The organism is Amycolatopsis solani, from assembly GCF_033441515.1.
Taxonomy (GTDB): Bacteria; Actinomycetota; Actinomycetes; order Mycobacteriales; family Pseudonocardiaceae; genus Amycolatopsis; species Amycolatopsis solani.
Window position 1 is genome coordinate 96171 of record NZ_JAWQJT010000001.1, and the last position, 26068, is coordinate 122238.

21 protein-coding genes are annotated in these 26068 nt (G+C 72.8%); 6 read left to right on the forward strand and 15 right to left on the reverse strand.

Annotated features, from left to right (window positions below; translation table 11 throughout):
• Positions 1–9: 9 nt before the first annotated feature.
• Both SD460_RS00425 and SD460_RS00430 read right to left on the reverse strand, forming a co-directional pair.
• Positions 10–642: a DUF4129 domain-containing protein gene (locus SD460_RS00425; protein WP_290053877.1), complete on the reverse strand. Its 633-nt coding sequence runs from the start codon at positions 640–642 to the stop codon at positions 10–12.
• On the reverse strand, positions 636–1799 hold the full coding sequence (locus tag SD460_RS00430) for a hypothetical protein (RefSeq protein WP_290053876.1): 1164 nt from the start codon (positions 1797–1799) through the stop codon (positions 636–638). The genes SD460_RS00425 and SD460_RS00430 overlap by 7 nt, the downstream gene beginning before the upstream one ends.
• Positions 1800–2049: 250 nt before the next feature.
• Between SD460_RS00430 and SD460_RS00435 the strand changes: the two genes are divergently transcribed.
• Positions 2050–3069, forward strand: coding sequence for a neutral zinc metallopeptidase (locus tag SD460_RS00435; protein ID WP_438860581.1), 1020 nt, complete (start codon positions 2050–2052; stop codon positions 3067–3069).
• Here SD460_RS00435 and SD460_RS00440 read toward each other — a convergent pair.
• Both SD460_RS00440 and SD460_RS00445 read right to left on the reverse strand, forming a co-directional pair.
• On the reverse strand, positions 3062–3481 hold the full coding sequence (locus SD460_RS00440) for a hypothetical protein (protein WP_290053898.1): 420 nt from the start codon (positions 3479–3481) through the stop codon (positions 3062–3064). The two genes, SD460_RS00435 and SD460_RS00440, sit on opposite strands and share 8 nt — an antisense overlap.
• A 78-nt stretch (positions 3482–3559) precedes the next feature.
• On the reverse strand, positions 3560–4642 hold the full coding sequence (locus tag SD460_RS00445) for a potassium channel family protein (protein WP_290053874.1): 1083 nt from the start codon (positions 4640–4642) through the stop codon (positions 3560–3562).
• A 91-nt stretch (positions 4643–4733) separates the two neighbouring features.
• On the opposite strand from SD460_RS00445, the gene SD460_RS00450 reads away from it, so the two are divergent.
• Entirely contained in the window at positions 4734–5102 is a 369-nt protein-coding gene (locus SD460_RS00450) for a DoxX family protein (RefSeq protein ID WP_290053872.1), read from the forward strand.
• A 3-nt stretch (positions 5103–5105) separates the two neighbouring features.
• Here the strand turns inward: SD460_RS00450 and SD460_RS00455 are convergent, their stop codons facing one another.
• Together SD460_RS00455 and SD460_RS00460 are read right to left on the reverse strand one after the other, a co-directional pair.
• A complete protein-coding gene (locus SD460_RS00455) occupies positions 5106–8342 on the reverse strand; it encodes an ATP-dependent helicase (RefSeq protein WP_318305784.1) in 3237 nt (1078 codons plus the stop codon).
• A 73-nt stretch (positions 8343–8415) separates the two neighbouring features.
• Entirely contained in the window at positions 8416–11589 is a 3174-nt protein-coding gene (locus SD460_RS00460) for an ATP-dependent helicase (RefSeq protein ID WP_318306531.1), read from the reverse strand.
• A 139-nt stretch (positions 11590–11728) separates the two neighbouring features.
• On the opposite strand from SD460_RS00460, the gene SD460_RS00465 reads away from it, so the two are divergent.
• On the forward strand, positions 11729–12052 hold the full coding sequence (locus tag SD460_RS00465; protein ID WP_318305786.1) for an MGMT family protein: 324 nt from the start codon (positions 11729–11731) through the stop codon (positions 12050–12052).
• Positions 12053–12080: 28 nt separating this feature from the next.
• Positions 12081–12935, forward strand: a complete 855-nt coding sequence (locus tag SD460_RS00470) for a siderophore-interacting protein (RefSeq protein WP_318305788.1) — start codon at positions 12081–12083, stop codon at positions 12933–12935.
• A 94-nt stretch (positions 12936–13029) separates the two neighbouring features.
• Here the strand turns inward: SD460_RS00470 and SD460_RS00475 are convergent, their stop codons facing one another.
• Both SD460_RS00475 and SD460_RS00480 read right to left on the reverse strand, forming a co-directional pair.
• Positions 13030–13836 (reverse strand): uroporphyrinogen-III synthase, encoded by an 807-nt coding sequence (locus tag SD460_RS00475; protein ID WP_290053864.1) that lies wholly within the window; start codon positions 13834–13836, stop codon positions 13030–13032.
• A complete protein-coding gene (locus SD460_RS00480) occupies positions 13829–14797 on the reverse strand; it encodes a helix-turn-helix transcriptional regulator (protein WP_290053862.1) in 969 nt (322 codons plus the stop codon). The genes SD460_RS00475 and SD460_RS00480 overlap by 8 nt, the downstream gene beginning before the upstream one ends.
• Positions 14798–14859: 62 nt before the next feature.
• On the opposite strand from SD460_RS00480, the gene SD460_RS00485 reads away from it, so the two are divergent.
• Positions 14860–15255 carry a DUF3224 domain-containing protein gene (locus SD460_RS00485; RefSeq protein ID WP_290053861.1) on the forward strand — a complete coding sequence of 132 codons (396 nt, stop codon included), beginning with the start codon at positions 14860–14862 and terminating at the stop codon, positions 15253–15255.
• 9 nt (positions 15256–15264) lie between these two features.
• The gene (locus tag SD460_RS00490; protein ID WP_290053859.1) at positions 15265–16362 is read left to right on the forward strand and encodes a DNA glycosylase AlkZ-like family protein; all 1098 of its coding nucleotides are present in this window, start codon (positions 15265–15267) and stop codon (positions 16360–16362) included.
• A 3-nt stretch (positions 16363–16365) separates the two neighbouring features.
• Here the strand turns inward: SD460_RS00490 and SD460_RS00495 are convergent, their stop codons facing one another.
• From SD460_RS00495 to SD460_RS00525, 7 genes are all read right to left on the reverse strand, one after another.
• Complete coding sequence (locus SD460_RS00495) at positions 16366–17031, reverse strand: DUF4097 family beta strand repeat-containing protein (RefSeq protein WP_290053857.1); 666 nt, start codon at positions 17029–17031, stop codon at positions 16366–16368.
• Positions 17032–17131: 100 nt separating this feature from the next.
• Positions 17132–18235: a uroporphyrinogen-III synthase gene (locus SD460_RS00500; protein ID WP_318305793.1), complete on the reverse strand. Its 1104-nt coding sequence runs from the start codon at positions 18233–18235 to the stop codon at positions 17132–17134.
• Entirely contained in the window at positions 18232–18576 is a 345-nt protein-coding gene (gene nirD / locus SD460_RS00505) for a nitrite reductase small subunit NirD (protein WP_290053854.1), read from the reverse strand. Before nirD ends, SD460_RS00500 begins: the two co-directional genes overlap by 4 nt.
• Positions 18573–21080 (reverse strand): nitrite reductase large subunit NirB, encoded by a 2508-nt coding sequence (gene nirB / locus SD460_RS00510; protein ID WP_318305795.1) that lies wholly within the window; start codon positions 21078–21080, stop codon positions 18573–18575. Before nirB ends, nirD begins: the two co-directional genes overlap by 4 nt.
• Before the next feature lies 1 nt (position 21081).
• Entirely contained in the window at positions 21082–22473 is a 1392-nt protein-coding gene (locus SD460_RS00515) for a nitrate/nitrite transporter (RefSeq protein ID WP_290053851.1), read from the reverse strand.
• On the reverse strand, positions 22470–23897 hold the full coding sequence (locus tag SD460_RS00520) for an FAD-dependent oxidoreductase (protein WP_290053849.1): 1428 nt from the start codon (positions 23895–23897) through the stop codon (positions 22470–22472). The genes SD460_RS00515 and SD460_RS00520 overlap by 4 nt, the downstream gene beginning before the upstream one ends.
• Positions 23894–25942: a molybdopterin oxidoreductase family protein gene (locus tag SD460_RS00525; RefSeq protein ID WP_290053848.1), complete on the reverse strand. Its 2049-nt coding sequence runs from the start codon at positions 25940–25942 to the stop codon at positions 23894–23896. The genes SD460_RS00520 and SD460_RS00525 overlap by 4 nt, the downstream gene beginning before the upstream one ends.
• Positions 25943–26068: the final 126 nt, after the last annotated feature.

Consider the following 26068-nt stretch of genomic DNA (forward strand, 5'->3'; position numbering starts at 1 on the left):
CGGCGGTGCTCATACGGCGACCGGCCGCTCGCGGCGGCATTGCTCGTCCAGCTCGGTCAGCGTGCGGTACGCCGCTTCGGTGCCTTCGCGGCCGCCGTAGTGGACGTCGTCGAAGAGCCGCGCGCCTGTCCTCAGCGCGTCGGCCACGTTGGGCAGCAGGACACCGGCTTCGGCGGCGGCTTCGTCCGCCGTCCGGCCGGAGCGCGTGTCGAGCAGCGCGCGCTCCTCCAGCGCCCGCACGACGGCGCGGAAGCGGTCGCGCACGGCGTCGTCGTACCGGCCGGCCGCGGCGGCTTCGGCGGCCGAGCGGCGGTAGTCGGCGGCGTTCTTCCGCTCTCCGCCGAAAACGACCCGGTCGGCGCGGGCCGTGCGAGCGACCTTGCCGGTGCGCAGCCGGACCACGACGACGAGCACGATCAGCAGCACCAGGACCAGCAGCAGCCCGAAGGGCCCGCCCGGGACCACCGACGACATCCCCCGCAGCAGCTTGTCCAGCTGCTCGCCGAGCCACTGCCCGACCTGCTCCAGGAAACCCGGCTGCGCGTCGCGGTACTTCGGGTCCGAAAGCTCCTCCGCGGCGGCGCGGCGGGCCGAGTCCCGGTCTATGTCGACCGGGACGTCAGTCAAGAACAGCGTCACCACGCCTGCGGGGGCTGGACCCCGGCCGCGCGCGCCAGCTCGATGTCCATGCCTTCGCGGCGCATCCGCTGGTCGAGGTAGACGATCGCGGTGACCAGCGCGACGAACGGGATCGCGATGGTGCCGGAGACGATCTGCCCCGCCGACTGCAGCAGCAGCTCGCCGGTACCGGGCACGGACACCTTGCCCGGGTTGAGGAACCCGTCGAACACGCCGGTGCCGATGGTGAACGGCAGCTGGATGATGTTCTCGAAGAACGACTGGATGATCCGCGCCACGAGGAGCACGCCGAGCACGCGCCAGAACGCGCCGCTCACCAGCTTGACCGACCGGGCGAACGCCTCCCGGAACGTGCCGCGTTCGAGCACCAGCGCCGGGGACGCCAGCGCCCAGAACACCCAGGCGAGCACGCCAGGGATGATGCACAGCATCAGGCCGACCGTGGTGACCAGCGCGTAGACGAAAGCCACGCCCAGCAGGGGCAGCAGCCGCGGCTGCACCTCGCGCCACGCGATGCCGAAGGTGACCTCGCGGCCCAGCGCGGCCCGGCCCACCACCGCGGCCATCAGGCCGGTGGTGATCGTCATGAGCAGCGTGGAGATGAGCGACGCCGGCAGCGCCACGATGAGGAGGTCCCCGAACGTGCCGAAGAGGGCGTTGCGCAGTTCTTCTTCGGTCGCGCCCGGCCCGAGCTCGGCCGTCGTGGCCAGGCTCTCGAGGTCGGCGTACAGGAACTTCTGCGCGGCGAAGGTCAGCGCGGCGCTGATCACCGCGACCACCGCGCCGATGCCGAGGACGAGCAGCGCGTGGCGGCGGAGCGTGGTGATCGCGCCGTCGAGGATGTCGCCGATGTTCAGCGGCCGGAGCGCGATCACACCCGGCTTGCCCAGTCCGTGCGGGTTCCAGCGCGGCTGCGGCGCGTACTGCGGTGCCGGCGGCTGCCAGCCCGGTGCCTGCTGCTGCCAGCCCGGCGGCGGCGTGGGCGGGGCGGCCGGGGTGTCCGGCGCCTGCCAGCCCCGCGGCGGCGTGGCCGGTGACGCCGGGTGATCTCCCGACGCCTTCGGCTCACCCGATCCGGGGGCAGGAGCCGCGGGCACGCCCTGGCTCGGTGTCGGCGTGTCGGCGCCCTCTCCGCCGGACGCGCCACCGGTGTCTGTCATCGAAGCCCCTCGCCTGCAGTACCTGCTTGCGGACACTCTCTCAGAGCCCGTTGCACCCGGCCAGACCTGGGGTGACGTCCGGTCGCCGTGACACCACGCGCACGGACGGGTGCGAGACGGCCCATTCCCCCGATATGCTGAATGGCGGGATCGGGTACCCCCGGTCCGTACCGAGACCCTTCGGGACTGCCTAGTGACGCAACCGCCCCACGGCCAGGTACCGCCTCGCGGAACCGTTCAGCCGCCGCCGGTGCCGGGTGCGCAACCGGATCTCCCGTGGCTCGGCCAGCCGCACACCGTGGCCGCACCGAAGCGCCGTTCGCCGGCGGCGGTGATCGGCGTGTCCCTGGGCGCGGTGGCCGTGCTGGTGCTCGGGCTGGTCGCGATCGTCGCGCTCAACCGCACCGAAACGCCGCTGGCCAACCCCAACTTCCGTGACGCACCGTCGTCGCAGGACAGCCCGGCTCCGCTGCCGCCCGGCGGCGCGGGTGCCCCGGCGTCGGCTTCGGCCCCGTCGTCGGAAACCCCGTCGCCCAGCGCGACCGGCCCGCAGAAGGTCCTCAAGCTGGCCGACCACCCGATCCTGCAGGACCCGAACGCCGGTCTCCAGAACCGCGTCTGCACGCTCCCGACCTGGCAGAGCACGCAGGCCGGCGCGGAGGCGTTCTTCACCGCGGCCAGCAAGTGCCTCGACGCGGCGTGGGGCCCCTTCCTCGAGGCCTACCACCTGCCGTTCACGCCGCCGGCGTTGCACTTCCCGACCGGCGCGAGCTTCGAGACCGAGTGCGGCACCATCCAGGTCGGCATCGCGACCGCCGCGTACTACTGCGAAAACAACCTGTACGTCCCGTTCCGCGGGCTGCAGACCGACCAGTACGGCAACAACCCCGGCGTGTACCTGGCCCTGTTCGCCCACGAGTACGGCCACCACGTGCAGGAAGTCGCGGGCCTGATGGACGCGGCCTGGCAGAAGATCTACGAGGCGGGCCAGAACAGCCCCGCCGGGCTGGAGATGTCGCGCCGCAAGGAACTGCAGGCCCAGTGCTTCTCCGGCATGTTCCTCGGCGCGCACGTCGACCAGGGCGGCACGATCAGCCGCGACATGTACAACAAGGCCTGGAACGACCAGGAGACCCGCGGCGACAACACCTCCCGCAGCCACGACCACGGCACGAACGCGCACTACGCGGCCTGGTGGCGGGCGGGCGCGACGAGCAACCGGATCGCCGACTGCAACACCTTCGCGGCGCCGTCGTCCGAGGTCAGCTAGCGGGTTTGGGCCGCAGCGGGATGCTCAGCCAGAGGTAGACGAACATCCCGCCGGAGAAGCAGGCGAACACCAGCAGCGCCAGCCCGAGCGGCCGCCGCGCGTCCGACGCGCCGACCGAGGTGTCGGCGGCGTGCACGGTGACCGCGCCCTGCTCCGGCAGCACCTCCGGCACGCCGACCTCGACGCGCTCGCCCTGGCCGTGCCCGCAGCCGTTCAGCGTGCCCTCGTGCGTCTTGCCCGCGATGGTGAACTTGACCGTCTCGACCGCGTCCGGCTTGTCGCACGCCGCGGGCTTGACGACCTCGGCCTGCACCGGCGCGCCGAGGTCGGCGTTGGTGATGCCCAGCAGCCCGGGCCCGGCCAGCCAGGCGAGCAGCACGACGAGCACACCCGCCGCGGCCGGGATCGCCACCGTGGGCCACTTGAGGGCGAGGGATCGCGGGGGCACCCGGCCATGGTTCCAGAAACCGCGGCCGAAACCCAGGCGGCCTCACCGCTGCTCGATCTTCTCCGCCTGCGTGACCTTCTTGACGTACAGGAGCTTGTCGCCGGGCTCGATGGCGTCGGCCTGCGGGGCGTCGACGCGGTAGAGGACGCCGTCGCGGACCAGGCCGAGGACCAGGTCGGGCAGGTGCCGCGGCGACCCGCCCGCCTCGGACGGCTCGACCGCGCGCTCGGCGATCGCCAGACCCGATTCGGGCGTGAGCAGGTCCTCCATGATGTCGACGACCAGCGGCGTCGACGTCGCCATGCCGAGCAGCCGGCCCGCCGTCTCGCTGGAGACGACGACCTGGTTGGCGCCCGACTGCTTGAGCAGGTGGACGTTCTCCGCCTCCCGCACCGACGCCACGATGTGCGCCTTGGGCGCCAGCTCGCGGGCGGTGAGCGTGACGAGCACAGCGGTGTCGTCCCGGTTCGGGGCGACGACGACCGCGCGCGCGTGCTGGACGGCGGCGACGCGGAGGACGTCGGAGCGGGTGGCCGAGCCGTGCACGGCGACCAGGCCCAGCGCGCTCGCCGCGTCGAGGGCCTGCTGGTCGGTGTCGACGACGACGATCTGGCCGGGCTCGGCGTTCTCGTCGCCGAGCAGCGCGTTGACGGCGGACCGGCCCTTGGTGCCGAACCCGACGACGACCGTGTGGTCGCGCACCTTCGTCCTCCACTTCTGGATCTTGAACGCCTGGCGGGAGCGCTCGGTGAGCACTTCCAGGGTGGTCCCGACCAGGACGATGAGGAAGAGCACCCGCAACGGGGTGATCACCAGGACGTTCACCAGCCGGGCGGACGACGTGGCCGGCGCGATGTCGCCGTAACCGGTGGTCGAGAGCGAGACGGTGGCGTAGTACAGGCTGTCCAGCAGGGACAGCCCGTCGCCGTTCGCGTCGCGGTACCCGTCGCGGTCGACGTAGACGATGATCACGGTGGCCAGCAGCGCGAGCGTCGCGCCGATGATCCGCTTCACGATGGACCGCAGCGGGCTGACCGTCAGCTCGGGCATCCGCAGGACGCCGACGAGCTCGTGGTCCGGCCGATCGGTGAGACTGCCCAGCGGCAACCGCCTCAGGGCCTTCATGCACCGGCTCCCAGCGGCTGGTGTCGAGCGTCACTCACGCCCGGAGGATAGCCCAACCGGGTGGCGGGCCGCCGCGTGGAACGATGAGCCCATGGCTACTTCGCAACGGCCCGCGCACCTCCTGGCGGGGGCGCTGGGCTTCATGGGCGTCCTGCACTTCGCCGTGCCCAAGCCGTTCGATGGCTTGATCCCACGCTCGCTGCCGGGTTCCCGCCGCGCGTGGACGTACGGCTCGGGGGTGGCGGAGCTGGCGGTCGCGGCCGCGGTGGCGGCCCCGCGCACCCGCCGCCTGGGCGGCCTGGCGGCGGCGCTGCTGTTCTTGGGGGTGTTCCCGGGGAACGTCAAGATGGCGGTGGACGCACGGACCGCGCCGGTGCCGCAGCGGGCGATCGCGTGGGGCCGGCTGCCGCTGCAGTGGCCGCTGATCGCGTGGGCGTTGAAGGTCCGCGACCGCGCCTGAAGGTCACGCCTCCGGGAGGTCCCGCAGCAGCCGGCGGAGACCTTCCGCGTCCAGCAGGTCCGCCGGGCGGATCGTGCGGTTCGCCCGCACGTAGTGGAACGCCGCGCGGACCTGCTCCACCGGCACGTTCTTCAGCGCCGCCCACGCCATCCGGTAGGCCGCCAGCTGGACCGACAGTGCCGGGAGCCGTGACTCGGCCGGGACCGAGCCCGTCTTCCAGTCCACGACCTCCCAGTAGCCGTCCGGGTGCCAGAACACCGCGTCCATCCGGCCGCGCAGGGTGATGCCCTCGACGTCCGCCGAGAACGAGACCTCCACCGCCTCCGGGACCCGCTCCGCCCACTCGCTTTCCTCGAACGCCTCTCGCAGCTCCTCGAAGTCCGCGTCCGGGGCCTCGTCGAAGTCGGCCGCGCCGGGGAGGTCGTCGATTTCGATGAGCTGGTCGCCCCCGAAGCGGCGCTCCAGCCAGCCGTGGAACTCCGTGCCCCGGCGGGCGAAGCTGTTGGGCTCCATCGGCAGCGGCCGGCGCAGGTCGCTCGCGAGCCGGGCGCTGTCGTCGGCCAGCGTGACCAGCTGGCTCACCGTGAGCCGCGACGGCAGCGGGACCCGCTTGACGTGGTCGTCCTTGCGCGCCCACTCCTCCAGCAGGACGTCGGTGTCGGTCAGCCAGCCGTCGGGGTCGTCGTCTTCTTCCTCCTCGGGATCCGGGGCTGCCATCGCCTCTGAGACCAGCTCGACCCCGGTCTGCACGCCGGTGCGGCGGTCGGCCAGCGGGTCGACCGGCCAGCGGCCCTTCCGCGAGTCCGACACCAGCGGGTTTTCGTCGTCCGCCCCCGGTTCCGGCGCCCAGTCGGCCAGCTGCCCGACGCCGGTTTCGCGCAGCACATCGGCGATCTCGGTCAGGAACTCCGACGGTCCCTTCGCGCGGCTGCTGCTTTCGTTCCACCAGTGCCCGGAGACGATCAGCGCGTGCTCGGACCGCGTCAGCGCCACGTAGCAGAGCCGCCGCTCCTCCGACTGCTCCCGCTCGACGAACCCGGCTTCGTGCAGTTCCAGTCCTTCTTGGACTTCCTTGCGGTCGTAGCCGTCGGCGATGCGCAGTTCCGGCAGGTCTTCGGCGTCCCCGCGCAGCACCGCGGGCAGCGAGGTCGCGGTCCGCAGCCACGACGACGACCGCCGCCGTCCGGGGAACACCTCGTGCACCAGGTGCGGGACGGCGACGACCTCCCACTCCAGGCCCTTCGACGAGTGGACGGTGAGCACCTGCACCCGGTCCGGGACGACCTCGACCTCGCCGGGGGTGAGCCCGTCTTCGGCGTGCGCGGCGGTGTTCAGGTAGTCCACAAAGGACAACAGGGTCGCGGTCGGCGCCGTTTCGGCGTAGTCGGTGACGACTTCGGCGAACGCGTCCAGGTGCGCGCGGCCCGCGGATCCGGGGCGCGCCAGCGACTCCACGTCCAGCAGCATCGTGCGCTCGACGTCGGCGACGAGTTCCGGCAGCGACTGGTCGAGCCGTCGCCGGAGCGCGGCCAGCTCCCAGCCGATCCGCCGGATGCGCCGGTAGCCCTCCGCCGAATACCGTTCCGCCGCGCCGGGTTCGTCGATGGCGTCGATCAGCCCGGCCTGCTCGACGCGCTCGACGACCAGCTCCGGGGTGTCGGACTTCTCCGGGCTGGACAGCTCGCCCGCGCGCCGCCACAACGCGGCGACGTCGGCGGCCGCGAGGCGCCAGCGCGCACCGGTCAGGAGCCGGGCCGCCGCGCTGCCCGACAGCGGGTCGGCCAGCACCTTCAACGTCGAAACGAGGTCGGCGACCTCGGGCTCGTCGAGCAGCCCGCCGAGCCCGACGACCTCGACGGGCAGCCCGCGCGCCCGCAGTTCCGCGGCGATCGGGGCCATGTCGGCGCGGCGCCGCACGAGGACCGCGGCGGTCGGCGGCTTGCCGGTCGCCTCCTGGTGGGCGTACCAGCGGCGGGACAGCGCGTCGGCGACCCACTCGCGTTCGGCGCGGATGTCCGGCAGCAGCGCGCACGCGATGTCCGCCGGCCCGGCGCCGTCCCGCGCCCGCAGCCGTTCGACGCCGAGACCGCGGGCGCGCAGCGGTTCGGCGATCGCGTTGGCGAGGTCGAGGATCTCCGGCGGGTTGCGGAAGCTGGTGAGCAGCCCGAATTCGTGCGCGGGGACGAGGCGTTCGCCGTCGAAGCGCGGGAAGTCCGTGGTGAACCGGGGCAGGTTGGCGGCGCTGGCGCCGCGCCAGCCGTAGATGGCCTGCGCCGGGTCGCCGACGGCGGTCACCGGCATCGGCGGGTTCTCGACGCCGCCGAACAGCGCGCGCAGCAGGACGCGCTGGGCGTGCCCGGTGTCCTGGTACTCGTCGAGCAGCACGGCGCCGTAGCGCTCCCGCTCGCCGCGCACGACCGACGGGTACCCGCTCGCCAGCTGCGCGGCCAGCGACATCTGGTCGGCGAAGTCGAGCGCGCCTTCGTTGCGCTTGCGCCGGTGGTACTCCTCGACGAGCGGCAGCAGCGCGAGCCGGAAGTGCTGTGCCGCCATGATTTCCGTGAGCTTCTGCGGCAGCGCGGCCCGCTGTCCCTTGGCGCGCGGCGCGTTTTCGATGACCCGGCACAGCCATTGGGTGTACTCGGCGAGCTGCTCGGTGGAGATCAGGTGCTCGCCGAGTTCGCCGGCGAGCTGCAGGACGTCGGCGGTGACGGTCGGCGGGACGCGGTCGGTGTCGAGCTCGTTGTCCCAAGTGGACACGACCCGGTGCGCGATCTGCCACGACGACGTCTCGGAAAGCAGCCGGACGCCGGGTTGCACCGGCAGCCGGAGGCCGTGCTCCGAGAGCATGCGCCCGGCGTAGGCGTGGTAGGTGAGGACGGTCGGTTCCCCGGCGACCACAGTGGACCGCAGACCGCCGGTGGGGTCGAGGCGGTCGAGCAGCCCGGACCCGGCGAGGCGGCGCAGCCTCGCGCGGACGCGTTCCCCGAGCTGGCGGGCGGCCTTGCGGGTGAAGGTGAGGCCGAGCACGCGATCGGGGCTGACGATCCCGTTGGCGACGAGCCAGACCACCCGCGCGGCCATGGTTTCGGTCTTCCCCGCCCCGGCCCCGGCGACCACAAGGGACGGTTCGACGGGCGCGGCGATGACGGTGGCCTGCTCGGGCGTGGGCCGGTGCAGCCCGAGCGCGTCCGCGAGCTCCGCGGGCTCGACGGGGTTGGCGACGACAAGCGGACTCACTTCCCCACCCCCACCGGTCGTGAGTGGAAAGTAGGGTTAGAACCCGACTTTTCACTCACGAGGTCGTGCGGCGTCACGGGCCTGGCACCTGCCTGCCTTCGGGACGCAGGGGGCAGCAGCCGCGGGCCGGGCAGCGGTCGCAGTCCGGATTCTCCTGCGCCTGGTAGTCCGGCCCGGCGGCCGACGCCGCGGCGTCGCGGACCAGCTCCAGCCACTGCTTGCCGCCGACGTCGTCCATCGGCGGCTGGGAGCGTTCGGTGGCCCCCGTCTTGTTGTTCGCCTTGGCGACGTACACCAGCTTCGCGCCGCCGGGTTCGTTGCTGCCCTTGATCGCGCCCAGCAGCACGGCCAGCTGGTACGCCGCCAGCTGCGGGTGCGCCTCGGCGTCCGCGCCGGAGACGGGCACCTTCCCCGTCTTGATGTCGACGATCACCGGCCGCCCGTCGGCGTCCAGCTCCACCCGGTCGACGCGCCCGCGCAGCAGCACCCGGACCTCGTCTTCGCCACCTGCCGGCAGCTCCACCTCGATGTCCTGCTCGACCCCGGCTTCTTTCAGCTCCGCCCGGCTGCGCTCCAGCCACGTCACGAAGTTCTGCAGCATCTGCTCGACGCGCCGCCGTTCCCGCCGCGAAAACCACGGCGCCCCGGCATCGACGCGCACCCAGGCTTCGTCCAGCGCGGCCTGCAGCTCGGCCTCGGTGCGGCCGGACGAGACCGCCTCCGCCAGCCCGTGCACCAGCGTCCCCGTCACCGCCGCCAGCTGCGCCGGGTCGCTGCCGCCGTGCCGCTCGATCATCCAGCGCAGCGGGCACTTCGTCAGGATTTCCACTGTGGATGGTGAGATCCGGATCAGGTCGCCCGGCGGGTGCACCGGCTCGTCGCTCGACGCCGGGAGCAGGCCGTACCACGTCGACGGGTGCGCGCCCGGCACCTTCGCGTCGGCCAGCCGGGCGAGCTGCTTCGCCGCACGGCGACGGCGTGCCGGCTCCGCCTTGTCGTCGCAGACGACCTCACGCAGCTCCCCCACCAGCTCGGCCAGCACCAGCGACCGGCCCGGCGGCTTCATCCGCGAGTCGAGCCCGCCGTCGTCGGCGCCGTTCTCTTCGAGGTCGTCGAGGAAGCGCGACGGCTGCTCGTCCTCGCCCGAAACCGCGGTGACCAGCAACGTCTGCTTCGCGCGGCTCATCGCGAGGTAGAACAGGCGCCGCTCTTCGGCGAGGATCGGCGCGGTCTGGGACACGGCGTCGTCGTCGACCCCGGCCATCAGGTCCTTCAGCCGTTCCACGCCCAGCACGGATCCCCGCAGCCGCAGGTCCGGCCACGCGCCTTCCTGGACGCCGGCGACGGCGACGACCGTCCACTCGCGACCGGCGGCCGCGTGCGCGGTGAGCAGTGAGACGCCGTCGCCGGGCACGGCCGCCGGGGCCAGCGTGTCACCCGCGATCCGTTGTGCGCCCAGGTAATCCGCGAAGGACGCGACACTCGCGCGTGGGAGCCGGTCGACGTACCGCCCGGCGGCGTCGAACAACGCGACCACGGCGTCGAGGTCCCGATCGGCCTGCGCGGCCAGCGAACCGCCGCGTTCGGCCTGCCGCAGCAGCTTGTCCTGCAGCCCGCTTTCGTTCCACAGCTGCCACAGCACCTGCTCGACGCCGTCGCCGCGGGCCACGGCCTGGTGCGTGACGCGCAGCAGCCCGCCGACGCGCCGCACCGGCTCGGCCTCGGCGTCGGCCAGCCCGGCGAGGATGTCCCCGCCGCGCAACGCTTCCACGAGCAGCTCGTCGCTCGAGCGCTGCCCGCCACCGGCCAGTTCGAGCCGGCGCAGCCCGCGCCGCACCCGCCGCAGGGCCAGCGGGTCCGCGCCGCCGAGCGCCGACGACAGCAGCATTTCCGCGAGATCGACATCGAGGAGTTCGGGCGAGGGCGCCAGCTTCAGCACGGCCAGCAGCGGCCGCACCGCGGGCTGCTTCGCCAGCGGCAGCTCCTCCGTCGCCGAGCCGATCGGGACGCCGGCGGCACGCAAAGCTCGTTGCAGCACCAGGAAAGTCCGCGCCGGCGACCGGACGAGCACCGCGATCTCCGACCACGGCACGCCGTCGACGAGGTGCGCACGGCGCAGCTGGTCGGCGATCCAGCTCGCCTCGGCGGCGGGCGTCGGCATCACGCGGACGCGCACGTGCCCGCCGGTGGCGCCCTTCGGCGGGACGATCTTGCGGTGCGCCGAGGCGCCCGGCAGGGTCGCGCCGATCTTCGCCACCGCCAGGCGGACGGCCGGGGCCAGCCGGTGCGACGTCGTGAGCGTGACGGTCCGGCTGCCGTCCGGGTCGGCGTCGGCGAACAGGCTCGCGTCCGCGCCGCGGAAGGAGAACACGTTCTGGTCGGGGTCGCCGGCCACGACGAACTCGGCCGCGGCGTGCCCGATCACCCGGACCAGGCTGGTCTGCAGCGGATCGAGGTGGTGGGCGTCGTCGACGAACAGGTACCGCACGCGGGTGCGTTCACGTTCGCGCAGCTCGTCGTCGTCCTCGAGGGCGAGCAGCGCGGAGGTGACCAGCTCGGCGGCGTCCAGCGCGGGCGCGCTCGCCACGCCGAGCGCGTTGCCGCCCGCGCCCTGCAGCTGCGTGACTTCTTCGTACTGCGCCCAGAACTGCCCGGCGGCGATCCATTCGTCGCGGCCGCGGCGGCGGCCGAGCTCGGCGAGGTCCTCCGGGCCGAGCCCGCGTTCGGCCGCGCGCATCAGCAGGTCGCGCAGCTCTTCGGCGAAGCCGGGGACGATCAGGGCCGGCCGCAGCGGCTCCGGCCAGTACTCGGCTTCCTCGTCGAGGTCGCCGGCCAGCAGTTCGCGCACGACGACGTCCTGCTCGGCGCCCGCGAGCAGCCGCGGCGGCGGGAGCTCGCCGGCCATCGCTTCCAGCCGCAGCAGCGAGTAGGCGTAGGAGTGCACGGTGCGCACGAGCGGTTCGCGGACGGTCCGGGGCAGCGGCCGCGCCTGGTCGGGGTCGGCGGTGAGCCGGCGCGTGATGTCGGCGCGCAGCGCGTCCGCGGACTTGCGGGACGTGGTGAGCACGAGCACGCTCTCCGGGTCCGCGCCCTCGGCGATGCGGCGGGTCACGGCGGAGGCGAGCAGCGCCGTCTTGCCGGTGCCGGGGCCGCCGAGCACGCGGCGGAACCCGCCGGGCGCGGAGAGCAGCCGCCGGGCGCCTTCGTCCCAGGTGAACGTGGGTGCGTCGGGGACCGGCGTGCGCACCAGCCGCGCGTCCGCCTGCGCCGTTCGCCTCCCGTTCACCCCGCGATGGAACCACGTCCGGAGTAGCGGGTGTCGCACCGGCACGGCTTAGCGGCGGACGGCGACGGAAAGTGTCGTACCCCTACGGCAGAGTGTCGGTATGGACGACGTTCTGCACGAGCGCGTGCGGGAGATCATCGAGTCGGTGCCGGCCGGCACGGTGGCGACGTACGGAGACATCGCGGCGCTCGCGGGCGCGCCTTCGCCGCGGATGGTGGGCGCCATCCTCGCCGAGGACGGGCACGACCTGCCGTGGCACCGGATCCTGCGCGCGAACGGCACCCCGGCGCCGCACCTGGTCCACGACCAGCTGGATCGGTTGCGCGCGGAAGGCGTGCTGGCCGACGGCCAGCGCGTGGACCTGCGGAAGTACCGCTGGAAGCCGGGAGGTGACGAGGATCCCGGTCCGGAAGGGCTGTTCTGACCCCTGATCCTTAGGTTAGCCTCGCCTAATGACGACGCAGGCGGAGCGCACCACCCTGACCTACCACCGGCCTTCGGTCACGGTGGTCCGGCCGCTGTCGCCGCACCTCGTGCGCGTGACGCTCGCCGCGGAAACCTTCCGCGAGCTGACGCCACAGGCGCCGGACCAGTACGTGAAGCTCTTCTTCCCGCTCGCCGGGCAGGAGGAGCCGGTGCTGCCGGAGACGGCTTCCGACGTCATGTCGTGGTACCGCACGTACCTGGCGATGCCGGACGGCGTCCGGCCGCCGATGCGCACGTACACGGCCCGCGCGGTCCGGCCGGAAGCGGCGGAGGTCGACGTCGACTTCGTCCTGCACGGCGACGAGGGCCCGGCGTCGGCGTGGGCGTCCCGGGTCCGGCCGGGCGACCGGGTCGCGTTCATGGGCCCGTACGGCCTGTACGCGCCCCCGCCCGCCGCCGACTGGCAGCTGCTGGTGGGCGACGAGACGGCCCTGCCCGCGATCGGCGCGATCGTCGAGCGGCTGCCCCCGGGCACGCGGGCTTCGGTGTACGTCGAGCTGGCGGACCGAGCGGACCGGCAGGCGTTCGACACCCTGGGCGCGGTCGAGGTCCACTGGATCCTGCGCGGCGCGCGCCCGCTGGGCGAAGCGTTGCTGGACGCGGTGCGCGGCGCGGCGTTCCCCGGCGGGTCGCCGTACGCGTGGGTGTCCGGCGAGGCGGGCGTGGTGAAGCTGGTGCGGCGGCACCTGGTCCGGGAGCGCGAGGTGGACAAGCGCTCGATCTGCTTCACGGGCTATTGGCGCCGCGGGCTGAGCGAGGAGGCCGCGAGCCGGGAAGCGGTCCGCGCGGCCGAGGCCGGCGAGGTCCCGGCGGAGGACTGACCGGCCCCAAGCGCCCCAATGTGGCGTTGGTTGCGTCCAACGCACCGAACGCCACATTGGGTGCGTCCAGCGCACCCAATGCCACATTGGGGCGCTAGGCCGGCGCCGCGAAAGTCGTGACCAGCAGCTTCACCAGGGCCCCCAGCCGTTGGCGGTCGGGCTGGATCGTCCGGATGCCCGCCTCCTCCAGCGGGGCCGCCGTCACCGGGCCCACGCACGCCACGACCACCGGCCCCCGCAGTGCCGTCACCACGGCCTCGTAGCGGCCGTAAGACCGGGCCAGCGCCAGGAAGTTCGCCGCCGCCGGGGCGCTCGTGAAGGCCAGTGCGCCCAGCTCGCCCGCCACCACCGCGTCGATCAGCGAGTGCACCGGCCCGACGTCCGGCGGCGAATACCACCGGTACGGCTGCACTTCCACAAGCGAGGCCCCGGCCAGCACCGACGTGTGCTCCGGCAGCGGCGTCCCGTGCAGCTGGACCGCCACCCGCGCGCCTTCGACACCCGCCGCGGCCACCGCGCCGAACAGTTCCGCGTTCGATTCGGACTCGGCCGAAAAGGACTCGCGCAGGCCCGCACCGCGGACCGCGCCGACCGCTTTCGGGCCGCGGGCGTAGATCCGGGACTCGCGCAGGCGGTCCAGCAACGGCTCGCGCAGGCCCCAGCCGGCGGCCGCGTCGAGCCAGCCGCGGAAGCCCGCGCCCGTCGTGACCACCGTGAACGCGACCGGCTCCGCGAGCACCGCCTCGGTGCCCGCGCGCAGCTCGGGGTCGGCGTCCAGCGGCACGATGGTGATCGTCGGCGCGTGGCGGACCTCGGCGCCGTAGCGTTCGAGCGCGGCGATGAAGTCGTCCGCCCGGCGTTCGGCCGTGACGCCGATGGCGACCCCGCTCAGTTCACCCATAGATCGCGCCCATCTCCTCGATCGCTTCCGCGAGCTCCGCCCGCAGGTCCGCCGGTTCGAGGACCTCCAGGTGCGGCCCGAAGCGCAGCAGCTCCCCGATGGCCGGTTCGCCGCGCTCGACCGGCAGCTCCACGGTGAGCCAGCCGTCCGCGTCCGGTTCGCCGGCGGCCGACCGCAGCGCGCGGGCGCCGAGCGCGCCCGCGTAGAACGGTACGAGAGCCTGCGCCCGGGGCGACAGCCGCACCACGGCCACGCGCGGGAACATCCGGCGTTCGAACTGCTCCGACCACTCCTGCCAGTACCGCGCGAGGTCGAACCCGGCCGGCCGCTCGAACGCCTCGCCGAGGTCCTCCAGCGCCTGCACCCGCGAGATCCGGTACGTCCGGTCGGTGCCTTCGCACCGCGCCGCGAGGTACCAGTTGCCCGCCTTGAGGATCAGGCCCAGCGGCTCGACGTCCCGCTCGACGACGCGCTGCCCCCACCGCTCGTAGCGGATCCGGATCCGGTGCGACGACCACACGGCGTCGGCCACGGCGGACAGCGTCGGCAGGCTCTCGATCCCCCGGTGCCAGCCGGGGACGTCCAGGTAGAACCGCTCGGCGACGCGCCCCGCGCGGTCGCGCAGCTCCGGCGGCAGCGCCGCGTACAGCTTGAGCTGCGCCGCCGCGAGCACCGTCCCGAGGCCCAGCTCGGCGGCCGCCACGGGCAGCCCGGCCAGCGACAGCGCCTGCGCCTCTTCCTCCGTCATGCCGGTGAGCCGCGTGCGGTAGCCGTCGACCAGCCGGTAGCCGCCGGTCCGCCCGCGGTCGGCGTACACCGGGACGCCGGACGCCGACAGCGCGTCGATGTCCCGGTAGACCGTGCGCACCGAGACCTCGAGCTCCGCGGCCAGCTCCTCGGCCGTCATCCGGCCGCGGTTCTGCAGCAGCAGGAGGACGGACAGGAGGCGGCTCGCACGCATGCCCCGATTCTGGCAGAAATACCTGACACAAGCTGACAGGTATGTCCGGCAGGGTGACTCCCATGAACGGATTCACCACGAAGAACTGGGAAGAAAAGATCGTCAGCGGCACCGCGGGCGGCCCGCGGGTGGCCTACGCGCACGCTTCTTTCGCGTACGAAGGCGTCCTCGAGGGCGAATCGATCTGCGACCTTCTGCTGTACTACGCGGGCGAAGGCTACGAGAGCGGCGAAACGACTTCGCCGAGCTTCGAGCGCTTCGAGGGCAAGGTCGAGGGTCGCGAAGGGACGTTCATCGTGCGCCACGAGTACACGTTCGACGCCAAGGGCATCGCCTCGAACTTCACCGTCGTCCCCGGCTCGGGCACCGGCGCGCTGGCCGGGCTGACCGGCTCCGGTACCGCCGGCGGCGCGCTGGGCGAGGACAAGGTGGGCTACACCTTCGAGTACACGTTCTAGGAGCCGCACGTGGACCGCCGCCAGGTACTCGCCTACCGCATCGCCGAGCACGGCCTGCACCGCACCGCCCGCGACCTGGCCGAGCTCGCCGTCGTCCGGGCCGGGCTGCAGGACAGCATGCGCGACACCGCGCTGCTCGCCCTCGTGGCCCGGCTGGACGGCGAAGTGTCCCTTGTGGACGATCCGCGGCTCGTGCTTGCCTGGACGTTGCGCGGCGCACCGCACTTCCACCTCGGCCTCGAGGAGGTGACGCGGGCGCTCGTGCCCCTCGACGACGCGGACGCGCTCGCCCGGATGCTCTGGCAGCGCAAGGAACTGGCGGCGACCGGCCAGGCGGCGGCCGAGGTCGTCTTCACGGCGGCCGCCGTGCTGCGGAAGGTCGTCACCAAGCCGATGTCGAAGGGCGCGGCGAGCACCGCGGTGACGAAGGCCCTGCCGCCGTCGTTCTCGCGGTGGTGCCGGGGGTGCGGCGCCACCCACATCCAGGAACAGCTGATGCGGATCGCGGCGCCGCACGCGGGCGTCCGCCTGGTCGCGGGCGCCTCCCCGGCGACGCTGGCCCCGCTGGAAGGGCGCGGCCGGATGCGCCGCACGCCGGATCCGGCGGCCGCGACCAAGGTGGTCGAGGACTACCTGCGGCTCAACGGCCCGGCGTCCCCCGGTGAGGCGGCGGAGTTCGTGGGGACGGCCAAGGCGGTCGTGGACCGCACGTGGCCGGCGGACCTGGCCGAGGTCGAGGTCGACGGGCGCCGGAAGTACCTGCCGCCGGACCGCCTCGACGCGTTGGAGAACCCGCCGGAGCCGGACCTGGTCCGGCTGCTGCCCCCGCTGGACCCCTTCATCCAGGCCCGCGACAAGGCCCTGCTGGTCCCGGACCCGGCGCGCCGCAAGGAGGTCTGGAAGATGCTGGGCAACCCCGGCGTCCTCCTGGCCGACGGCGACGTCGCGGGCACCTGGCGCACGAAGGGCAGCGGCGCGAAGCTGACGTTCACGGTGACGGCGTTCGACCCCCTCCGCCCGCCCCTGCGCGAGGAGGCCGAAGCCGAAGCCGCGCGGGTGGCGGCGGCACGGGGGTTCGAAAAGCACACCGTCTCCTGGGTGGGGTGACGGTCACCGGCTGGCGGCGTCGATGTCGCCGTACGCGGTGGTCGCGTGGATGGTCAGGCCCGGCGTGCCTTCGGTGTTCTTGAGGGAGTTGCGGATCCGGCCGTAGGTGGTGCCGGCGTCGAGGGACGCGGACACGCCGGTGGCCGCGCCGACCGTGATGTCGCCGGCCTGGGTGCTGAGGACGAGGTTGCCGGCCACGGCCTCCGCGATCCGGATGTCGCCCTTGCCGGTGGTGATCTCCGCCGGGCCGGTGAGGCGCCCGATCGAGACGTCGCCGGCGTGGGCGGTCAGGTGCAGGCTCGCGGCCTCGTCGAACACGGCGCCGCCGTGCGCGCCTTCGACGGTGACGTCGCCGAGCCGGCCGACGCCCCGCAGTTCGACGCTGGCGGCCTTGGCCCGCACGTCCGACCCGGCAGGCAGCCGGACCGTGACGTCGAGGGAGCCGGACGGGCCGAAGTACTGGTTCTTCACGACGCCCTCGATCCGCAGGACGCCGTCGGCGTACTCGACCTTGACCTGCTCGGCGGCCTTGACGTCGCGGTTCTTGGCGGGGTCGGCGGGCAGGACCTCGACGGTGGTCTCGGCCACCTCGGCGGCGACGAACCGCACGCGGCCGGCGGCGATGTCGAGGACGGTGGCGATCGGGGCGGTGGTGGCGAAGTGCTGCATTCCGGGGCTCCTGGTGTCTCGGTTTTCGGTGTGAAGCCACCTTCGCCGGGCTCACTGACACCGGATGGCCACCGCGCTGACACGGCCGCTGACACCGCGGTCAGGCCTCCACGGCCAGCCGGTACCCCCGTTTCACCACCGTCTGGACGACCTTCCCGCCCCCGAGCGATGTCCGCAGGCGCCCGATCGCCGTCTCGACCGCGTGCTCCTCCCCGCCGCCGGGCAGCGCCGAGATCAGCTCGCGGCGCGACACGACCCGCCCCGGCGAGGCCGCCAGCGCCCGCAGCAACGCCATCGGCGCCGGCGCCACCTCCCGCCAGTCACCGTCCACGATGGCCGCCTGGCCGCGCAGTTCGATCTGAAGGCCGCCCGCGAGGAACCGAGGCGACCGCGTCACCAGCGTCTCCGCCACCGTGCGGGCCAGCGCGCCGATCCGCGCCCGGTGCGGCTGGACCGTCGGGATCCCCAGCGCCGCCAGCGGCCCCGCCGTGATCGGGCCGACGCAGGCCGCCACCACCGGGCCCGACAGCGCCGAAACCAGGCCCGGCAGCCGGCCCGTGCGCCGGGCCAGCGCCAGCAGCGAAGCCACCGCGGGCGCGCTCGTGAACGGCAGCGCGTGGATCGAACCGTCCAGCACCCCGTCCAGCAGCCGGTCGACCGGGCCCGGGTCCACCGGGCCGACCCAGCGGTACACCGAGATCTCGATGACCTCCGCGCCCGCCGCCCGCAACGTCTCCACGAAGTACGGCAGCGGCTCGCCGTGCAGCTGGACCGCGATCCGCTTGCCCGTGACGTCCGAGGAAAGCAGGTGCTGCAACAGTTCCGCGTTGCTCTCCGACGCCGGCGAGTAGGCCTCGGACAGCCCCGCCGCGCGGATCGCGCCGGTCACCTTCGGGCCCCTGGCCAGCAGGGCGCACTCCGAGAGGCGGGAGATCAGCGCATCGCCGAGACCCCAGCCTTCCGCCGCCTCGAGCCAGCCGCGGAAGCCGATGCCTGTGGTCGCCACCACCGCGTCCACCGGCGTCTCGAGCAGCCCGGCCGTCGCCGTGTGCAGCTCCGTGTCGTCCGTCAGCGGCACGATCCGGATCGCCGGGCCGTAGCGGACACCCGCCCCCTTGCGCACCAGGAGCGCGCCGAGCTCGTCCGCTCGGCGCGCCGCGGTGATGCCGACCACGAAGCCGGTCAGCGGGAGGACACCGGTCACGGGCTCTCCACTTCGACCACGCCCTCTCGCACGCGCACCTCGTACACCGGAACGGACACGTCCTCGGCGTCCAGGCACTGTCCACTGTCGAGCGCGAACCGTTCCTTGTAGACCGGCGACGCGACCACCGGGACACCGCCCGCGTCCCCGACGATCCCGCGGGAGAGCACCGCCGCGCCACTGCACGGGTCCCAGTTGGACAGTGCGTACCACCGCTCGCCCGGCAGGCGGAAGATCGCCACCTGCACCCCGCCGTCGAGCAGCGCCGCCACGCCCGCGTACTCCGGCACCACTTCGGCGGAACAGACCGCCGTCCAGGTCCGTTCGATCGACGTCGTCATCGGCGCACCTCCGGGACACCCAGCATCACGGGTACCTTCTGCTCGCGTTCGGAGCGGAAGGAGATCGCCGGGTCGGGGGTGCCCGGCGCGTTGACGAACGAGGTGAACCGGGCCAGCTTCTCCGGGTCCTCGAGCACGCCCTTCCACTCGTCGGCGTAGTTGTCGACGTGCTTGGCCATCGCCGCGTCGAGGTCTTCGCAGATGCCGAGGGAGTCGTCGACGATCACCGCGCGCAGGTGGTCGAGACCGCCGTCGAGCTCTTCGATCCACGGCGCCGTCCGCTGCAGCCGGTCGGCCGTGCGGACGTAGAACATGAGGAACCGGTCGATCGTACGGATCAGGGTGGCCGTGTCCACATCGGACACCAGCAGGTCGGCGTGGCGCGGCGTCGTGCCGCCGTTGCCGCCGACGTAGAGGTTCCAGCCGTTCTCGGTGGCGATGATCCCGAAGTCCTTGCTCCGCGCCTCCGCGCATTCCCGCGCGCACCCCGACACCGCCGACTTGAGCTTGTGCGGCGACCGCAGCCCGCGGTAGCGCAGCTCCAGTTCGATCGCCAGCCCGACGCTGTCCTGCACGCCGTAGCGGCACCACGTCGACCCGACGCACGACTTGACCGTGCGCAGCGCCTTTCCGTACGCGTGCCCGGACTCGAACCCGGCGTCCACCAGCCGCCGCCAGATCAGCGGCAGCTGGTCCACAGTGGCCCCGAACAGGTCGATCCGCTGCCCGCCGGTGATCTTGGTGTACAGCCCGAAGTCCTGCGCGACCTGGCCGATCACGATCAGCTTCTCCGGCGTGATCTCGCCGCCGGGAATCCGCGGGACGACCGAGTACGTGCCGTTGCGCTGCAGGTTCGCCAGGTACCGGTCGTTGGTGTCCTGCAACGTCATCTGCTCGCCGCCGAGCACGTGGCCGTTGCCGAGGGTGGCCAGGATGGACGCCACCGCGGGCTTGCAGACCGCGCAGCCGCTGCCCGAGCCGTAGCGGCCGATCAGTTCGCTGAACGTCGTGATCCGGGTGGCCTGGACGATCTCGAACAGCTCCGCGCGCGACTGCGGGAAGTGCTCGCACACGGCCTTCGACTGCTCGACCCCGCACGCCGTCAGCAGCTTGCCGAGCAGCGGGACGCACGAGCCGCACGCGGTGCCGGCGCGGGTGCACGCCTTGAGCTTCGGCACCGTGTCGCAGCCGTCTTCGTGGATCGCGCGGGTGATCGCGCCCTTGGACACCGCGTTGCACGAACAGATCTGCGCCGCGTCCGGGAGCGCGTCGACACCGACCGCCGCGCCCCCGCCCGCCGGGGCGAGGATCGCGCCCGGCTCGGCCGGCAGCGGACGGCCGACCAGCGCGCGCAGGGTGTTGTACTCGGTCGCGTCGCCGACCAGCACGCCGCCGAGCAGCGTCTTGCCGTCGTCGGTGACCACGAGCTTCTTGTACGTGCCCGCGACGGCGTCGTTGACGGCGACTTCCAGCGCGCCCTCGGTGGCGGCGTGCGCGTCCCCGAAGGAGGCGACGTCGACGCCCATCAGCTTCAGCTTGGTGGACGTGTCCGGCTCCGGGAACTCGCCCGACCCGCCGGTGAGCTGGGCCGCGACGATCTCGGCCATCGCGTAGCCGGGCGCCACGATGCCGTAGACGCGGCCGTCGACCGCGGCGCACTCACCGATCGCGTAGACGGCCGGATCGCTGGTCCGGCAGGAGGAATCCGTGAGCACACCGCCGCGCGGGCCGACGTCCAAACCGGACTGCCTGGCCAGGTCGTCGCGCGGCCGGACGCCGGCGGAGAACACGACCAGGTCGACGTCGAGTTCGGTCCCGTTGCCCAGCTTGGCGAGCAGCCGCGAGCCGTCGGCGGCGATGGCGTCGGTCGACGTTCCGGTGTGGACGGTGACGTCGAGGCTCGTGATCAGCCGTCGCAGCAGCGAGCCACCGCCCTCGTCGACCTGCAGCGGCATCAGCCGCGGCGCCATCTCGACGACGTGCGGGGAGAGACCCATGTCCCGCAACGCCTTCGCGGCTTCCAGGCCGAGGAGTCCACCGCCGATGACGACGGCCGAGCGGCGGCCGCGGCCGGGCTTGTCGACCGCCGCGGCGCGGATCGCGTCGAGGTCCTCGATGGTCCGGTAGACGAAGCAGCCGGGCAGGTCGTGGCCGGGCACCGGCGGCACGAACGGCCGCGAGCCGGTGGCCAGCACCAGCGTGTCGTAGGCGACGACGGCACCGGACGCCGTGGTGACCGTCTTGGCGTCCCGGTCCACCGAGGCGGCCGGCTCACCGAGCCGCAGGTCGACGTGCGGGTCGCCCGCGTAGTCGGAGCCGGGCAGCGCCAGCGAAGCCGGGTCCCAGGTGTCCACGTAGGACGTGAGCGCCACCCGGTCGTACGCCGGGCGCGGCTCCTCGGACAGGACGACGATGTGCCAAGTGCCGGAAGGGTCTTCGGCGCGCACCGCCTCCACGAGCCGGTGGGCGACCATGCCGTGTCCGGCGACGACCAGGGTGGGCATCTCAGACCTCCGCTCCCGCGAGCGCCAGACCGCGCTCACTCGTGGGCTGTTCGGCGGGCTTGCGCAGGTAGACCGCCCAGGTGACGGCGAAGCACAGCCCGTAGAAGACGAGGAATCCGATGAAGGCGGGGACGCCGCTCTTGGCGTCGGCGAACGACTGCCGGAACGCGAGGTTGATGAACAGGCCGCCCTCGGCGCCGATCGCGCCGGCCAGGCCGATCAGCGCGCCGGACAGGCGCCGCGCCTTGAGCAGCTCGGCCGCCTCTTCGGCGCCGTTCGAGATCGCCACCTTCGCCTTGGCGCGGAAGATCGCCGGGATCATCTTGTACGTCGAGCCGTTGCCGACCCCGGTGAGCACGAACAGCACGATGAAGGCGATCGTGAACAGCGCGAGGGACTTCGACGTCGACGCGAGGATCAGCACCACGGTCGCCAGCGCCATCCCGACGAACGTGAAGAAGGTGATCTTGCCGCCGCCGATCCGGTCGGCCAGCCAGCCGCCCGCCGGCCGCGAGAGCGAGCCGAGCAGCGGGCCGAGGAACGTCACCGCGGCCGCCTGCAGCGGGGTGCGGCCGAACTGGTTCTGCAGCACCAGGCCGAAGGCGAAGCTGTAGCCGATGAACGAGCCGAACGTGCCGACGTAGAGGAACGACATGACCCAGGTGTGCGGGTCCTTGACGACCTCGCGCATCGCCTTGGTGTCGCCCTTCACGGTGGCGAGGTTGTCCATGTAGAAGTACGCGCACACCGCGGCGATGACGATCAGCGGGATGTAGACGTAGAGCACGATCCGCGGCGCGGTCGCACCGGCCGTGCCGATCACCAGGAGCCCGACCAGCTGGATCGCGGCGACGCCGAGGTTGCCGCCGCCCGCGTTGAGGCCGAGCGCCCAGCCCTTGTGCTTCTCGGGGTAGAACGTGTTGATGTTCGTCATCGACGACGCGAAGTTGCCGCCGCCGACCCCGCCGAGGGCCGCGACCAGCAGGAACGTGCCGAGCGAAGTCCCGGGGTGCAGCACGACCGCCGCCAGGGTCGTCGGGATCAGCAGCAGCGCGGCCGACACGACCGTCCAGTTGCGACCACCGAACTTCGCCACGGCGAAGGTGTAGGGCAGCCGCATCAGGCCGCCGATCAGCGTCGGCGTCGAGACGAGCAGGAACTTGTCGGCGGCGGAGAACCCGTAGTCCTTGCCCATGAACAGCACGATCACCGACCACAGGGTCCAGATCGAGAAGCCGATGTGCTCGGCGAAGACCGAGAACCAGAGGTTGCGGCGGGCGATCTTCTTGCCCGTGGACTCCCAGAACTCTTCGTTCTCGGGCTCCCAGTGCTCGATCCAGTGCTTGCCTTGGTGTGCCACGGAGTTCTCCTTGCGACGGGTCGGTTCGGTCATTGCGCCGCGAGCCAGTTGGCGATGCCGCCGACGGTGTCGGTGCACCCGCCGCAGCCTGTGGTGGCTCGCGTGGCCCGCGCCAGTGCGGGAGTGTCGGTGGCGCCGGCCTTCCAGGCTTCGATCAGCCGGCTCTTGGTGACGTTGTTGCAGCGGCAGATCACCGCCGCGGCGGGCAGGTCGGCCGGGCTGGCGGCCGGGGTGCTGCCGGTGGGCAGCGCGCGGCCCAGCAGGACGGCGAGGCGGTCGTCGGGCAGCAGCGTGCCGCGGTCGTGGAACTGGGTGATCGTCGCGGCGGCGTCGGGCAGTCCGAGCAGGATCGCCCCCGCCACCCGGTTTTCGCGGACGACGAGCTTGCCGTACCGGCCGCCGGTGGGGTCGTTGAACGTGAGCACCTCGGCGTCGGGGCTCCCGGCGTCGAGCTGCGTCTCGCCGAGCGCGGCGAGGTCGATGCCGCGGGCCTTGAGCCGGGTGACGGCGGTGGTGCCGCGGTACCGGGCGGCCGCGTTCGTGCCGGTCAGGACGTCGGCGAGGACTTCGGCCTGCTCCCACGCGGGCTGGATCAGCCCGGCGGGCGCGCCCGGGTGGCGCGCGCAGTCGCCGAGGGCGTGGATGCGGCCGTCGCTGGTGCGCAGGGTGTCGTCGACCAGAATGCCCCGGTCGACGTCGAGCCCGGCGTCGTCGGCCAGGCTCGTCTCGGCGCGGACACCGGCGGCGACCACGACAAGATCGGCCGGGACGAGGGTGCCGTCGTCGAGCTTGAGCCCGTCGCCGGGGAGGTAGCGGGCGGCGGTGGCGCCGAACTTGAACGTCACGCCCATGTCGGTGAGCTGCCGGGCCAGCACGTGCCCGGCGGCCGGGTCGAGCTGGCGCTCCATGACGTGCCCCAGCGGGTGCACGACGGTGACCTGGTTCCCGCGCCCGGCCAGGCCGCGGGCGGCTTCCAGGCCGAGCAGGCCGCCGCCGAGCACCGCGACGGGTGCGCCGAACCGGGCGGCTTCGAGGATCTTGGCGCAGTCGTCGAGGCTGCGGAAGGCGACCACGCCCGGCCCGGCTTCGAGCCCTTCGACCGGCGGGATCCACGGGTTGGCCCCGGTCGCGAGGACCAAGGCGTCGTAGTCCACTGTGGATCCGTCGGCGAGCTCGACGCACCGCTTCCCGCGGTCGACGCGGGCGACGTCGACGCCGAGCCGCAGGTCGATGTTGTGGCGCGCGGCCCATTCGTCGTCGTGCAGGCGCACGCTCTCGGCGCTCATCCCGCCGGCGACGACGGCCGAGAGCAGCACCCGGTTGTAGGCGGCGTGCTTTTCGGCGCCGAGCACGGTCAGCCGGACGCGCTCGACGATCGGGTCGCGGCGGCGGATCTCGTCGGCCAGCCGGGCACCGGCCATGCCGTAGCCGACGATGACGACTTCACGGGGACTCATGCGGCACCATCCACAGTAGACAGGGACACGGCACACACCTTGAACTCGGGCATCCTGCTCACGGGGTCGAGTGCGGGATTGGTGAACAGGTTCGCGCGCTGCTCACCGGGGAAGTGGAACGGCAGGAACACGACGTCGGGTTGGAGGCTCGGCACGAACCGGACCTTCGCGATCGCCTCCCCGCGCCGGGACCGGATCCGCGCCGGGTCGCCTTCTTCGAGCCCGGCACGCTTGGCCGTATCCGGGTGGACCTCGACGAACACCTCCGGCACGACGTCGTTGAGCTCCTTGACGAGCCGCGTCTGCGCGCCGGACTGGTAGTGCTGCAGCACGCGGCCGGTGGTGGCCGTCAGCGGGAACTCGTCGTCGGGCCGCTCGGCCGGTCCGGTGTGCTCGACCGGCACGAACCGCGCGCGGCCGTCCGGGTGGGCGAAGGCGTCGAGGAACATCCGCGGCGTACCGGGGTGGTTTTCCTCCGGGACCGGCCAGTGCAGGGCTTCGCCGTTGCGCAGCCGGTCGTAGCTGACGCCGGAGTAGTCGGCGATCCCGCCCTTGGACGCGATCCGCAGCTCCTCGAACACGGTCTCGGCGTCGATCGGGAACCGGTCTTCCGGCTGCCCCAGCCGTTTCGCCAGTCCGTTGAGGACGTCCAGATCGGACCGGACACCCGGCGGCGGGTCGAGTGCCTTGCGGCGCAGCAGGACCCGGCCTTCGAGGTTCGTGAGCGTGCCGTGTTCCTCGGCCCACTGGGTGACCGGGAGGACGACGTCGGCCAGCGCGGCGGTTTCCGAGAGCACGAAGTCGGCGACGACCAGGAAGTCCAGTTCGGACAGTCGATCTTGGACGCGCTGCGAGCGCGGCGCCGAGACGACGACGTTGCTGCCGAAGACCATCAGCGCCTTCGGGCCGTCGTCCTGGCCGAGCGCTTCGAGCAGTTCGGTGGCCGAGCGGCCCGGACCCGGCAGGCTGTCCGGCTCGACACCCCACACGCCGGCGACGTACTCGCGGGCGGCCGGGTCGTCGAGCTTGCGGTAGCCGGGCAGCTGGTCGGCCTTCTGACCGTGCTCGCGGCCACCCTGGCCGTTGCCCTGGCCGGTGAGGCAGCCGTAGCCGGAGCCCGCGCGGCCCGGCAGGCCGAGCGCGAGGGCGAGGTTGATCCAGGCGCCGACGGTGGCGGTGCCGGTGGCGTGCTGCTCCGTGCCACGCGCGGTGAGGATGTAGGCGTTGCGCGCCCCGGCCAGCTTTTCCGCGGCCAGTCGCATGTCGGCGGCCGACACGCCGGTGACGCGCTCGGCGCGTTCCGGCCACCAGGACGCCACGATCCGCCACACGTCGGCGAAACCGCTGGTCCGTTCATCCACATAGGACCGATCGAGGTGACCGCCTTCGACGACGGCGTGCAGGATCCCCAGTGCCAGCGCGAGATCCGTGCCGGGCGTGGGCGCGAGGTGCAGACTCGCCAGCTCGGCGGTCGGCGTCCGCCGCGGGTCGACGACGACGAGGTCGCTCCCCCGCAGGTGCTGGAGGAACGGAGGCATCGTCTCGGCCGGGTTCGCCCCGGCGAGCAGCACGACGTCGGCCTGCTTGAGATCGGTGACGGGGAACGGCATCCCGCGATCGGCCCCGAACGCCTTGATCCCGGCGGCAGCGGCCGACGACATGCAGAAGCGGCCGTTGTAGTCGATCTGCGAGGTGCCGAGCGCGACGCGGGCGAACTTGCCGAGCAGGTAGGCCTTCTCGTTGGTGAGTCCCCCGCCGCCGAAGATCGCGACGCCGTCCGGCCCGTGGTTCTCCTGCGTCTCACGCAGTTTGCGGGCGACGAAGTCGAGGGCGAAGTCCCAGCTCACCGGCTCGAGCGCGCCGTCGACGCGGATCATCGGGGTGGTGAGGCGCTTCGGCGACCCGAGGAGACTGCCGGCGGTCCACCCCTTCTGGCACAGCCCGCCGGCGTTGACCGGGAAGTCCCGCGGCGTGACGCGCGGCCCGTCGAGGCTCATCCCGCACTGCAGCGCGCAGTACGGGCAGTGGGTGTCGACCTGCGGCACGGGCACCTCCTCGGCGGCTCGGGATGCACCGACGCTAAGGAGGCTGTGTTACTCGAAATCGACCGAATGTTTCAGGCAGTTGACATTGCTGCGGAAATCACGCGGCCACCGCGGTGAGGTGCGTGA